The 13,058-nt window shown below is 54.7% G+C and carries 13 protein-coding genes; 9 read left to right on the top strand and 4 right to left on the bottom strand.

Features of this window, described 5'->3' with window-relative positions:
- Positions 1–1,754, bottom strand: a 1,754-nt coding sequence (locus Q371_RS26230) for a glycoside hydrolase family 5 protein (RefSeq protein WP_051965070.1), incomplete at its 3' end; no start/stop codon positions are given.
- A 588-nt stretch (positions 1,755–2,342) separates the two neighbouring features.
- Between Q371_RS26230 and Q371_RS22205 the strand changes: the two genes are divergently transcribed.
- Genes Q371_RS22205 through Q371_RS22185 form a run of 5 tightly spaced genes read left to right on the top strand, consistent with a single transcriptional unit; the run spans position 2,343 to position 6,555 of the window.
- Positions 2,343–3,866, top strand: coding sequence for a hypothetical protein (locus Q371_RS22205; RefSeq protein ID WP_034344861.1), 1,524 nt, complete (start codon positions 2,343–2,345; stop codon positions 3,864–3,866).
- Positions 3,863–4,477: a cyclase family protein gene (locus Q371_RS22200; RefSeq protein WP_034344858.1), complete on the top strand. Its 615-nt coding sequence runs from the start codon at positions 3,863–3,865 to the stop codon at positions 4,475–4,477. Before Q371_RS22205 ends, Q371_RS22200 begins: the two co-directional genes overlap by 4 nt.
- Before the next feature lie 39 nt (positions 4,478–4,516).
- A complete protein-coding gene (locus Q371_RS22195) occupies positions 4,517–5,137 on the top strand; it encodes an AIM24 family protein (protein ID WP_211253883.1) in 621 nt (206 codons plus the stop codon).
- A 3-nt stretch (positions 5,138–5,140) separates the two neighbouring features.
- Entirely contained in the window at positions 5,141–5,785 is a 645-nt protein-coding gene (locus Q371_RS22190; protein WP_034344855.1) for an AIM24 family protein, read from the top strand.
- A gap of 8 nt (positions 5,786–5,793) precedes the next feature.
- A complete protein-coding gene (locus Q371_RS22185) occupies positions 5,794–6,555 on the top strand; it encodes an AIM24 family protein (protein ID WP_034344852.1) in 762 nt (253 codons plus the stop codon).
- 74 nt (positions 6,556–6,629) lie between these two features.
- Here the strand turns inward: Q371_RS22185 and Q371_RS22180 are convergent, their stop codons facing one another.
- On the bottom strand, positions 6,630–6,842 hold the full coding sequence (locus Q371_RS22180; protein WP_034344850.1) for a hypothetical protein: 213 nt from the start codon (positions 6,840–6,842) through the stop codon (positions 6,630–6,632).
- A gap of 40 nt (positions 6,843–6,882) precedes the next feature.
- Positions 6,883–7,368 (bottom strand): hypothetical protein, encoded by a 486-nt coding sequence (locus Q371_RS22175; RefSeq protein WP_034344847.1) that lies wholly within the window; start codon positions 7,366–7,368, stop codon positions 6,883–6,885.
- 224 nt (positions 7,369–7,592) lie between these two features.
- Here Q371_RS22175 and mutS point away from each other — a divergent pair, with 224 nt between their 5' ends.
- The 4 genes from mutS (at position 7,593) to Q371_RS27395 (ending at position 12,663) form a co-directional block, all read left to right on the top strand.
- The gene (gene mutS / locus Q371_RS22170; protein WP_034344844.1) at positions 7,593–10,115 is read left to right on the top strand and encodes a DNA mismatch repair protein MutS; all 2,523 of its coding nucleotides are present in this window, start codon (positions 7,593–7,595) and stop codon (positions 10,113–10,115) included.
- Positions 10,112–11,770 carry a DNA mismatch repair endonuclease MutL gene (gene mutL / locus Q371_RS22165; RefSeq protein WP_342668535.1) on the top strand — a complete coding sequence of 553 codons (1,659 nt, stop codon included), beginning with the start codon at positions 10,112–10,114 and terminating at the stop codon, positions 11,768–11,770. Before mutS ends, mutL begins: the two co-directional genes overlap by 4 nt.
- A 285-nt stretch (positions 11,771–12,055) precedes the next feature.
- Positions 12,056–12,274: a 50S ribosomal protein L31 gene (rpmE, locus tag Q371_RS22160; RefSeq protein WP_034344837.1), complete on the top strand. Its 219-nt coding sequence runs from the start codon at positions 12,056–12,058 to the stop codon at positions 12,272–12,274.
- A gap of 218 nt (positions 12,275–12,492) precedes the next feature.
- Positions 12,493–12,663, top strand: coding sequence for a hypothetical protein (locus Q371_RS27395; RefSeq protein ID WP_157442883.1), 171 nt, complete (start codon positions 12,493–12,495; stop codon positions 12,661–12,663).
- A gap of 62 nt (positions 12,664–12,725) precedes the next feature.
- Here the strand turns inward: Q371_RS27395 and Q371_RS22155 are convergent.
- On the bottom strand, positions 12,726–13,058 hold a 333-nt coding region (locus Q371_RS22155; protein WP_034344834.1), incomplete at its 5' end, for a carbohydrate ABC transporter permease.

Genomic DNA, 13,058 nt, shown 5'->3' with positions numbered 1-13,058 from the left:
CTGTAAGGTGCAGTGGTGTCAGAAAGCTTGAGCACCCCATCGATGTAGAAGTCCACCCGCGCCACCCCATCGCTGTCCGTGGCTGTCGCAGCCATGTTGATGCTTGCTCCTGCAGCAAAACTCTGGCCTTCGGTGGGGCTCGTGACACTCAGGGTGGGGGGTGTGTTCACGGTGCCCACGGTGATGTTGCGGGTGACGGTGCTGGCTGCACCTTTGGTGTCGGTGGCGACCACCCGCACGGTGTGGGCTCCAGAGGTGAGGCCGGTGGCAGCGTAACTGTAAGGTGCCAGGGTGGAGGTGGCTTTGAGCACGCCATCCACGAAGAACTCGACTTTGGCGACGCCGTCACTGTCGGTGGCGGTGGCGGAGACATTGACGGTGGTTCCCGTGGCGAAGTTCTGACCTTCGGTGGGGGTAGAAACGCTGAGGGTGGGGGCAGCGTTGGCCTGAATGGTGATGTTGCGGGTGACGCTGCTGGAAGCTCCGCCGTTGTCGGTGGCAACTGCACGGATGGCGTGTGCCCCTGCGGTGAGGCCGGTGGCAGCGTAGGTGTAGGGGGCGGTGGTGTCGGAGAGTTTGAGGACACCATCGACATAGAAGTCGACTTTGCTGACGGTGCCGTCGGTGTCACTTGCAGTGGCGGTCACATTCACAGTGCTGCCCGAGGCGAAACTCTGGCCTTCGGTGGGACTGCTGATCGCCACTGTGGGGGTTTTGTTGAGTGGACCATCAAACACGGTTGCAACCTTGGAGGTGGCAAGGTCAGCGAAGATCATGTTGCCCCAAGTGGTCGGGCTGCTGGCATTGAAGCTGTTGACCATGTCCAGAGCCTCCACACCGCCGCTGTTGCCAGACCAGGACCAGCCGATGTAGCCGTTCACTTTGGCCTTGGAACTGCTCATGATGGTGGCTGCGTCCACAAACTGGCCTTTGTGGGTGTTGGCAAACTCACCCACCACCAGAGGCAAACCTGCGGTTGCAAAGGCATCAATGTACTCATTCACTCTGGAGGCAGTGTTGTAGACCTCGTACATGTGGATGGAGAAAATCAGGTTTTTGTCCACATCGGCATTGAAAATGGATGCGGCTTCTGCGCGCATGGTGTTGGACCAGTCCTGACCCCAGTTGGGTCCGTCGATCATGATGGTGTTTTTGATGCCGTTGGTGCGCAGTTTCTGGATGGCGGCTTTGGTGGCAGGTGCCCAGTTGCCGGTGTTGCTGTTGCCGTAAGGTTCGTTGCCGATGTTGACGATGGCATAGGCTTCTTGACCCACCAGAGCATCTTTGATTTCCAGCCAGTAATTGACGGCATTGTCGAGGGTGCAGGCTGCTCCGTCTTCGCCATAGCCGGTGGTGTCGTGCACTTCAAGGACAGTGACCATGCTCTTGGATTTGGCCAGTTCAATCAGCTGCGTGACTTCGCTGGCGGGGGCTTTGTACCATCCACGGCAACCACTGCTGAGCACCAGACGCACACTGTTGGCCCCTTTGTCACGCATGGCAGGAATGGCAGTGTTGGTGGTGTAGGTGTACCACGCATGGGGATGGTTGATGCCCTGAAAAATGAAGGGCACGCCGTTGGCATCCACCAGTTTGCCGTTTGCCACTTTGAATCCGCCAGTGACAGCCTGGGCTTGCACAGCGTTTTGTTTGGCATCCACCACTGGGCCTGGGGTTTGGCTGCAAGCGGTGATGGCCAACAGGCCACTGAAGGACAGGGTCAACAGTTTTGCTCTGGAGAAGGTTGGGCGCATGAAACTTCCTTTCTGTCAATGCGACAGGTCAAGGCCAGTCTTGCTGGTTCACAAAGGCAGCAGGCAAGACAGGCACAGTGGTCTTGAAGCAAGCAAACACGTGTTCCTGGGGACAGGAAATAATCAATTGGGATAACCAGAAAGATTGTTACATAAACAAGACAAAATTGAAATGAATGTCTATACGAATTTATAGACAAATGCAAAAAATTGAAGTTCAGATTCAGCAGGCTTTTCCAGTTTCCAGTATGGCAGGGGCTTCTGAACAGATCTGAAAAGAAAGGCATGTTTTTCAAAAACTCCTCTGGGAAAGGAATCTCTGGTCAGGCCAACCCATGCTGTGTCTTTTGCGCAGCAAAGCGTTTAGGGGGGTGATGTTCAGAAAAGTCTGGCTTTTCAGGACAGGGCAGACAGTCCAAGGTTTACTAAACGAAAGATGAAAGCCTGATGGGAGCAGGCTTAAAGAAACCTGTAAAGAACGCTTTCGGCTTGGTCACCTCGGCTTTGGCAAGGGAGTGGTAAGTTTGAAATCACCCTGCAGAACAGTTTGTCCGGTTGGTTTTGCAGGAATGCATCCTTGGAGGAAGAATGAATCAACGCATTGTTCAACTGTCTGCTGGTCTGCTGGCTCTGGGTTTGCTGGGGCAGGGCCATGCCCAGAGTGACCCCAAGCCCATCACCACCTGTGGAAATTACAACATCATCACCCAAGAAAAAGAATCGGATGGGCTCAGGGAAACCCGCATCATCCTGAAGGGCAAAACAGGTACCGTTGCCACCTTCACAGACGCCATGGGCAATGTGGCGTGGTGCAAAGACATCACAGGAGACAAAATCCCAGAGATCAACATCAGCATGTTCTCTGGCGGAGCCCACTGCTGTTTCACCCAACATGTGTATTCCCTGACCACCCCTCCACGCAAAATTCTGGTGGCCGACACGGCACACTCTGAGATGCTGGAACCCAAACAGCTGGATGGAAAAGGCCCTCTGGAATTGATTTCTGCAGAGTGGCGTTTCGCTTATGCATTTGGCATGAGCTTTGCAGAAAGCATTGCCTTGCCAGAGGTCTACTCTTTTGTGAACGGTCAGTATCTGGTGAACACCCGTGCTTTCCCCAAAGTTCTGGATGGCTGGTTTGATGTTCCAGAAGGGGCGGACTCCGGTTCGGGCGGATCTTCTGCCGTGATGTCGGATGTGGTGACCCTGATTTTGCAAGGCAAAGAGAACCGGATCGACAGTTACCTGCAATCCGTGGACCCGGTATCGCGCAAATGGATCAACAGTTATCTGCCAGACATCAAAGACCTCTTGAGCACCTATGGCTACATGGATTACCCCAAAATGGCAGGCATTCGACCAGAGGATGCCACCTACAGTCTGGTTGCGGGTCCTTTCACCGCCACCAATGGCAAGCAAGTGATGTCCATCGTGTATGGAAGCCCCAAAAACGCTTACGTCAAAGATGGACAAATGGGACTGGTCCTGATTGACAAGACCTCCAAAGGATTCAAAGTGACCCCTCTGGGCCTGACCTTTCCCAAACCGCCCAAAGGCAGTCAGGAGCAAGGGGTGTACCTGTCCGCCTCCATCAAGCGCAAAAATGGCCTGTACGATGTGGTGGTTTCAGACGACCGTTCAGGATCCACCAGAATGACCGCTTATCGGACGGTGAACAACAAACTGGTGGCCCTGCAAGACGATCCTCTGGTCCCTGCCGTGCAGGTGCTTCAAGACCTTTACAACCTTGCAGCAATCAACAAGAAAGTGCTTGAAAAAGACGTCAAACGCACCCCAGAGCAAACCGCCAACCTGATGGACCGTGCCAAGCGCATCAGGGAACAGGGCAGAATCTGGGCCGACTGGTTCGATGCACCCCCTGAGGCAATGGGAGCGTTTTACTGGAACACCATCCAGGTCATCAAAGACACCCCTCAAGAAGCGCAGGTTTATGTGACCATCGATTTTGCATATACCCCCCAGAATCCTGACGATTACCCGATTGCCAAGAGACACGGCATGACCCTGACCTTCAAAAAAGAAGGCACCTGGAAGTTGGCATCTCTGGACCTCGTCTCTCTGCTGGAAAGCCCTTATGATGAAGAAGAATGATTGACATCACCCGAAAACTGCACAGTGGTTTTCCCACCTGGCCCGGTGACACGGAGTGCTCCTTTGAAATGGTGGCCAAGATTTCTGAAGGGTCCAGTGTCAATGTGGGCCGTCTGGTCACCACCACCCACCTCGGGACCCATCTGGATGCCCCTTTGCACTACAGCGATGCAGGATCTCCATTGGGCGAAATCCCTCTGGAGGTCCTGATCGGTCCCTGTCTGGTGCTGGATGCCAGAGGCCACAAAGTCTTGCCTGTTTCTTTGCTGGATGGTCTTGAAGCCTTTCCAGAGCGGGTGGCTTTTTTCACTGGCGAGCCCTCTGAATGGACCACTTTTCCCACGGACTTCAGCCATTTTGATCCTGCTTTGATTGATCTGCTTGGGCAAAAAGGGGTGAAATTGCTGGTCACAGATGCGCCCAGTGTGGACCACCTGACCTCCAAAGACCTGCCTGCCCATCAGGCCTGCTTGCGAAACCAGATCCTGATTCTGGAAGGGGTGGACCTGAACGGCGTGGACTTCAAAACCTACGAACTGGTCTGTCTTCCCCTGAATCTGCAAGAAGCCGATGCTGCTCCCGCTCGGGCCATTTTGCGTGATACCCTCTGAACACCACACCAACACAATCAACAGAGAAAAGGAGTTCCTGTGCCGAGATTCGAAAACAAGAACAAACGCATGTTGCAGGTCCAGATCAGCAACGAAAAGGTTTTTGCGCTGGCCGGTTCCATGGTGGCCTACGAAGGCAACGTCAAGTTTGAAAAATCTTCTCTGGGTGGATCCGGGGGCCTCTTCAAGGCATTGAAGCGTGCAGCCACTGGAGAAGGCATCCCCTTGATGGTCTGTCAGGGCAGCGGAACGGTGTTTTTTGCCCGCGATGCCCGGGAAGTCAACGTGATTCCCCTCAACGGAGAAAAACTGTTTGTGGAAAGCAGCAGTTTGCTGGCCTACGACCAGAACGTGCGAACCGATGTGGTGTTCAGGGGTTTGCGTGGCATGACTTCAGGGCAGGGCCTCTTCACCACCACGGTGGAAGGCCACGGTACCGTCACCTTGCTCTCTGAAGGCCCGATCATTGCTCTGGAAGTGACCCCCCAGATGCCTCTGTGCGTCGATCCAGATGCTTTCATTGCCTACAAAGGCAACCTGCAACAGGATTTTGTTTTTGATGTCAACTGGAAAACCTTCATCGGTCAGGACTCGGGTGAAAGTTTTCAACTGAAATTTTCTGGACAGGGCGTGGTGTTCATCCAGCCCGCGGAGAGGTAAACCATGGCCCGATACACCCGAATCAACGAAAAGTTGCTGCAGGTCGATCTGAACTCTGGTGAGGAGCTTTACGCCAAGAAGGGCTCCATGCTGGCTTACAAAGGCAACGTCCAATTTCAGGGTGCATTTTTGAGTGGAGGCACCCTGCAACAGGCTGCCATGCGACAGGTCACCGGAGAGGGCCTGCACCTGATGAAAGCTCAGGGCCGGGGTGAAATCCTGTACGGATACCACGGCATGATGATCAACATCATTTCCCTGCAAGGCCAGAGGTTGTACGTGGAGAGCGAGTGTGTGCTGGCGTTTGACCACACCATCCGTCCGGGCACAGAATTTCTGGGCAATCAGGGTGGTCTGGGCGGTCTGGTCCGGGGTGCAATGGCCGGTCAAGGGCTGTTCACCACCACACTGGATGGGCATGGGGATGTGGTGATCCTGTCCTCTGGCGACCTGATCGAATTGCAGGTGGATCCCAGCCGCCCCATTTTTGTGGACCCACAAGCTTACGTGGGGCACAAAGGCCAGTTGACCAGCCAGATTCACACCGATGTGAGCTGGAAAACCTTTGTGGGTCAGGGTTCAGGTGAGAGCTTCCAGTTCAAATTCACCGGTCAGGGCACCGTGTACGTGCAGGCCGACGAAAGGTAAGGGAGACCATGAACATCCTCAATGTGAACACCTTGCCCTCCAACGACAACATCAATTCCTATGCTTTCAGTGTGGACGTCACCAAAGACTACATTGTCCGCAAAGGCAAAATGATTGCCTACTACGGCAATTTGCGCTTTGAAGCTCTGGGCTCTGGCATCATTGACATGATGGTTTCCAATGCCTTCAATGCTCCGGCTTATGGTGGCGACTATATTGTGGTGACCGGGCACGGCAAACTGGTGCTGGGAGACAGTGGCAACCACATCAACAGCTACGATCTGGAAAACGCCAACATGACCATCAAGGCCGCCAACCTGCTCGCCTATGAGCCCACCCTGACTTGTGAAGAGTGTGTCACCCCCGGTTATGTGACCTTGCTGGGCACCGGGAAAATGCTGGCCTCCAGCAATGGGATGGTGCACTTCATGGAGCCCCCTGTGCGTGTGGATCCTGAGGCATTGCTCGGGTGGGCAGACTGCCCAACCCCTTCTTTTCACCACGATTATGCTTATGTGCGCAATGTCCTGAGCATGGGGGCCAGCATGCTGGGCCTCACCACCAGTGGGGAAGAGAAGCAGATCAATTTCACTGGGCAGGGCACAGTGCTGGTTCAGTCTTCAGAATCCGGTCTGAAGGGCAGGTCTTTGCTGAATCAAATCATTGAGAACGTCAACCAGTTGGAACGCTCTGAAATGCAAACCCTCAAAGGTCTGCTGGAACAGCGTTTGAACCAGAGCGGTCGCAGTTCTTTTGACTTTGACGATTGAGACGGAAGTCTCGACCAGAACCGCAGGAGCAAGAAGCAGGGCAGTTGAATTTGCCCTGCTTTTTTTCTGTTCCATCAGACGTTGGTGCCACCCAGAGCATAAAGCAGAACGTGGTTCATACGGTGCATTTCATGGTCCAGATTGGGTTTTTCTTCCAAGTAGGCCATGGGGATGGGGGGTTTTTGAAAATCCAGCACCAATGTTTCGGTGTTCAGGGTGGTGTATTTGGGATCAAAAAGCACCGTGCGTTTCACTTCATTTTGATGCATCAAAAAACCAGAGTTCATGCTCCATTACAGCAAAAATGGTTTTTTCAAGCATGAAACATCAGCGGATGTAAAAATGCCCGCCATGCTGGATCAGCACATCCCGCACCTGTTCGTCTTGCACGCTGTCCTCTGTGCTCACCGAAATCAGAATGTGGCCTTGCTGCAAGGCTTCGTTGTAAAAATCGGTTTCTGCATCAGAAGCAGGGCGCGCCGTGTTTCCAAGGTTGAGGTGTTCCTCTGCCACCTCTCCATCTGGCGCAGGTGGAACAGGAACCACCATGCCGATGCCTGCCATCCCTGTGGGTCCCATCGTGTTGTTCGGAGGGATGTAAAACAGGTCCCGGTTGGCGTTTTGCACAGCAAGGTCATTGCGGGTGTTTTCGCTCAACTCACCCTGAGATTCCTGCATGGTGTCGGCAAGTTTTTCAGGTGTCTCTGGATGGCTGAACAGGATGTGCTGCTCGCTGATCCCGAGGTTTTTCAATTCGGACAGGGCTTTGCGTGCTTCATCCAGACGGGTCAGCACAGCAGTCACTCTGGACATGGTCGGACCTCCTTGGATTTGGATTGTGCCAGATGGGGGAGAGGAGGGCAGTCGGGATTCGTACACAAGGCATGGGGAGAAGACAAAAGGCTGAAAGCAGAAGGCCAAAGCGAATCCGCTGTTGTTTTCGGTTGTCCATTGAAGCAAAAGAAATTACGTTTTGAATGGATAAAAATATTGAAATTACGTTCAAAACATCTTCATTCCTGCTATACTGTGGATCTATGTCCCTCTCGGGAAGATTGGTTTTAAAAGGCACAGGTGACGGGGCACTGCCCCCGATGCTCGAACAGTACGTGCAATTGCGCGATCAGTATGCAGATTACCTGCTGCTGTTTCAGGTCGGAGATTTCTACGAGGCGTTTGGTGAGGATGCAGAACGCCTGTCCCGTTTGCTCGGGATCACCCTCACACACAAAACCAGCAAAGATTTCGTCACGCCCATGGCAGGGATTCCCATCCGGGCACTGGATCCGCATGTGGAAAAACTGCTGCACCTCGGGGTGAAGGTTGCGATTGCCGATCAACTCGAAGAACCGGGCGGTGGTTTGGTTCACCGAAACGTCACCCAGCTTCTCACCCCCGGCACCCTGACAGAAGAACGCCTGCTGGGTACCGAAGAAAACTACCTCGGAGCCGTGGCCACCGGAGATGGATACGCTCTGGCTTTGCTGGACGTGTCCACCGGAGAATTCAAATGTGCCCTCCTGACCTCCAGAGGTGCCCTCTACGATGAACTTTCCAAGCACCGTCCCAGAGAGTTGCTCTTGGCCCCAGAGTTGAAAGACAACCCGGTGTTGTACGCAGAATTCCAGACCCGTTTTCCGATCATGTTCAGCGAGACCTCGTTTGAGGGTGCAGATTGTGAAGGAGCGATTTCCAAGCAATTTGGGCGCATTCCAGACCATCTGGACCATGTGGCCCTCAGGCGGGCTTGTGGGGCTGCCCTGCAATATGCCAGTTTTGCCCAGCAAGGGCCACTCACCATGGTCACCCGCCTGACCCGTTTTGATCCGGGTGCCCACATGCACCTGCCAGAGAGCACCCTGAACGCTCTGGAGGTCTTCAAACCCAACAGTGCAGGCAGCCTGACTTTGCTGGATGTGCTTTCTCAGACGCGCACCTCGGGCGGAAAACGCAGGCTCAGAGCGTGGCTCAGGCAGCCTTTGCTGGACCCTGCATTGATTGCAGACCGCCTGCAAGCGGTTGAAGATCTGGTGAAGGATGGTCTGGCCCGCAACAAAATCCGCAGTCAACTGTACCGTGCACACGATCTGGAACGCCTGTCTGCAAGGGTCAGCACAGGCCGGGCCACCCCCAGAGAAGTGGCAGCTCTGGCCCGCACCCTCGAACTCCTCCCAGAGTTGCAAGAGGCTTTGAAAGGTTTCTCTGGACTGCTCCTCGATCTGCGAAACCGCCTGAGCGACCTGCCAGAAGCGGTGGCCCTGATTCGGGCAGCTCTGGTGGAGGATCCCCCAATCAAACTTTCTGAAGGGGGCCTGATCCGGGATGGTTTCCATGCAGATCTGGATGCTTTGCGTCAGGATGCCCTGTCAGGACGCACATGGATGGCCGATCTGGAGCAGCAAGAGCGTGTCAGAACCGGAATTGGCAACCTGAAGGTGGGCTACAATCAGGTTTTCGGCTATTACCTTGAAGTCACCAGTGCCCATTTCTCCAAAATCCCTGACGACTACCACCAGATTGCCACCCTCAAAGACCGGGCAAGGTTCGTGCGCCCGGACATCCGTGATCGGGAACGTCAGATTGCCAAAGCCGAAAGTGCTGCGATTGCTCTGGAAACCGAAGTCTTTCAGGGCCTGCGGGACGAACTGAAAACCCATGCAGACCACCTGTCCTTGCTGGCTTCGGCGTTTTCGGATCTGGACGTCCTGTGCACTCTGGCAGAGGTGGCCGCAGAGCAGCACTGGATCCGGCCCAGACCTTCTTCCGAGTTGTGCCTGAAACAAGCCCGTCACCCTGTTGTGGAAAAAACACTGGGAGACAAATTCATCCCCAATGATGCCCTGATGAATCCCTCAAGGCACCTGCTGGTGATCACTGGTCCCAACATGGCTGGGAAAAGCACCTATTTGCGCATGGTGGCCCTGTGTGCACTGCTGCACCAGATTGGCTCTTTTGTGCCAGCAGAGGTGGCAGAACTGCCCCTTTTCGATGCCATCCACACCCGCATTGGGGCCAGCGACGATCTGGCTGGAGGCCGCAGCACCTTCATGGTCGAAATGACCGAACTCGCAGGCATCCTGCACACCGCCACCCCGAGAAGCCTGATCATTCTGGATGAAGTGGGCCGGGGCACTTCCACACTGGACGGTCTGGCCATTGCGTGGTCCAGTCTGGAACACCTGCAAATGCTCGGGGCTTACACCCTTTATGCCACCCACTACTTTGAGCTGACCCATCTGGAAAGCAAATTGCCCGGTGTGGTGAACCTGCATGTGGCTGCACAGGAAGAAGCCGGAGGTCTGGTGTTCTACCATCAGGTGATGGAAGGGGCCGCCAGCGAATCCTACGGGGTCAGCGTGGCCAAACTGGCCGGTCTGCCCTCTGGAGTCACCGAAAGGGCGGACAAACTGCTGCGCTCTTTCCGGGCCAGAGAACAGGAACAGTACCACGATGTCCTGCGTAGACTCAGTACAATGGAAGTCAGCAGACTGACCCCTCTGGAAGCCCTCAAAACCTTGCATGACCTCCAGATGCTGCTGCATGCAGGAGAACCATCGTGATCGAAATTCTGCCCATCGACATCCAACGCCTGATCGCGGCTGGAGAAGTGATCACCCGTCCTCTGGATGTGGTGCGCGAACTGATCGACAATGCCCTGGACGCAGGTGCCACCCGCATTGACATCGAACTCTCTGGCGGAGGACTGACCTCCATTGGGGTCAGGGACAACGGAAACGGCATTGCTGCAGAAGATCTGGCCAGAGCCCCCTTGCGACACGCCACCAGCAAAATCAAAGACATGCAAGACGTGCACGCCATCCGAACCCTAGGGTTCCGCGGAGAGGCGCTCTGGAGCATTGCTTACGCTGGATACCTGCAAATCACCACCCGTCCGCAGAACCAGTTGGGTGGCATGGAATTGTTTGCTTTTCAGGACCGGGTGCGGGTGTCTCCGGTGGCTTGCTCGGCAGGAACCCGGGTTACGGTCATGAAGCTGTTCGAAGAATTGCCCGCCAGATTGCGCATCCAGCAGCAGGCTTCCATCGAGTATCGGGATGTGATCATGTTGGTGGGACGTTACATCCTGCACCATCCCAACGTCAGTTTCAAACTCACTCTGGACGGCGAAGTGAAATTTCAGCACGCCAGCAGCGACCTCATCCATGCAGTTGGCACTGTTTTTGGCCCCCTCAGTGCCAACCGCATGATGAGCGTTAAAACCCCCATTGTACAGGGGGTGATTTCCAGACCGGAACTCACCCGCCCGAGGCGCGACCGCATGCACCTCGCTGTCAATGGTAGACCGATTCAGGCCACAACTGAATTGGAGAATGCCATTATTGCGGGTTACGGGGAATTCCTACCAGCAGGGCAGGCACCCACCTGCATCCTCAACCTCACTTTGCCCCCCGAGACCTTGGATGTGAACATCCACCCCACCAAAACCCAGGTGGCGTTCCAGCACCTCTCAGAGGTACAAGAAGCCCTCAAGCAAGCGGTTCAAGCTGCCCTGCAACAGCACCCTCTGGCCAAAGCGGCCCCTCAACCCAGAGTGGTCACAGAGCCTGTGCAGGACCAGAACGGCCTGCCCGACTTCCGCATGATCGGTGTGTACCGCGAACTGTACTTTCTGGCAGAAGCCGAAGGCGATTTGTGGGTCATTGATGCCCACGCCGCTTTTGAGCGCATCTGGTACGAGAAACTGCAAAAAGCTTTCCGCCAGTCTGAACCTCTGGACCTTCCCAATCCAGAGCTGGTGCAACTCGGGTCTGAGGCTCTGGGCATCCTGCTGGAACGTGCGCCCATGCTGGTGGGGTGGGGTTTTCAGTTGGAGCCCTTTGGAGCCAATCTGGTGCGCATTCGGTCCATTCCGCAAACCCTCACCAAACTGCCCATTCAGAATGCCGTGCAACTGGTGATGGATGCCGTGGTCTCTGGATCGGATCCTGAGCGGGATGTGCTGGCCCGACTGGCCTGCCTGCCTGCCCTGAAAGCCGGACAGATCCGCTCAGACCATGGTCAGGAACTCATCCATGGCTTGAAAAACTGCCAGAATCCGTGGGTGTGTCCCCACGGCAGACCCACCACCCTCAGGCTCTCAGAGCGGGACATCGCCCATACTTTTGGGCGCAGAGGGGTGAGGGATCTGGCTCGGGGCAGGGATGTGCAGCAAGCCGAGGGCCAAGGGCCGAGGGCCGAGGGCAAAAAGAAATGAATGGGATGGTGTTTTGATGTGATTCTTCCATCCAAACTTCAGTTCCTGCAAAATTGGGAGCATTTGGCAGAGAACTGAGAAGGCTTGATCCATCCTCTTGTCTCACCGATCAAAACAAGAAAATCTCATGGTCAGGTTGACATTCTGGACCGACCTGAGGCAGATTGCTCTCGGCTCTCGGCCAATAATGTGAATGGCGTTTTGCAGCATCTGTGATATAATCGCAAAGTTGACTGCGCCCTAAGCCACCCAAAATCAGGCAGAACGCAGTGCTGGAGGAGACCCATGAAGAAGAACATTCACCCCAAAGTCGTTCCCTGCAAGATCATCTACCAGGGTCAAGTTGTGATGGAAACCTACTCCACCAAGCCCGAGATCCACGTGGACGTGTGGAGTGGTGTGCACCCCTTCTGGACCGGCGAAGACCGCTTCGTGGACACCGAAGGTCGCGTGGACAAATTCACCAAACGCTTTGGTGACAGCTACCGCAACAAGAAGAAGTGATTTTTCACTTCTGACCAAAAACCCCCGGAAATCCGGGGGTTTTGTTGTCTGGGTTCAAACAGGGGATCAACTGTATTTTGATCTTTGTTTTTGCAAATGACAAAATGACATCTTGAGCATCCCTTTGAGTTCATTCACTTTGATTGAAAACCACGGTTCTTTTCACAAGTCAAACAAGAGTTCTGTAAGTCATCTCTTGCCACAATGATGACACTGTGATGAAGAACCGCCGAAGTGGAGTCATGTTGATGGGCATTGCAGGGGCATTGTTGGTGATGACCGTTGCCTTTGTGCAATTCGGATTGGCCCCCAGAGCGTCACTTTACTCTGCACTGTTGCCAACCCTTGCTTTGATGGCTCTGGGATTGGCGATGTACCTCAAAAAGTGATGGTCAAAAAGGGAGGGGAGGCCATGTGCCTCCCCTGATGATTTTGAATGTTTTTTTGGGCTTCAACCTTTGACGGCACCAGAGGTGAGACCGGAGATGATGTTCCTCTGGAAAATCAGCACCAGAATGATCAGGGGCACGGTCACCAGAATCGATGCAGCCATGATGTTCGCCCACGGCAACTCGAACTGTGAAGCCCCAGAGTAGTTCGCGATCACCACGGGCACCGTGCGGTTGTCGGAGGTGAAGGTCAGGGCGAACAGGTACTCGTTCCAGGCGTTGATGAAGGCCAGCAGTCCGGTGGTGACCAGAGCGGGACCCATCACGGGCAACAGCACTTTGAAGAGGGTTTGCAGGGGGGAAGCCCCGTCAACCATGGCGGCCTCTTCGAGTTC

It is taken from the genome of Deinococcus misasensis DSM 22328 (genome assembly GCF_000745915.1).
In the GTDB taxonomy this organism is placed as follows: Bacteria; Deinococcota; Deinococci; order Deinococcales; family Deinococcaceae; genus Deinococcus_C; species Deinococcus_C misasensis.
Note: the sequence above shows the minus strand (reverse complement) of the source record. Positions and strands in the feature narration are given on the sequence as shown.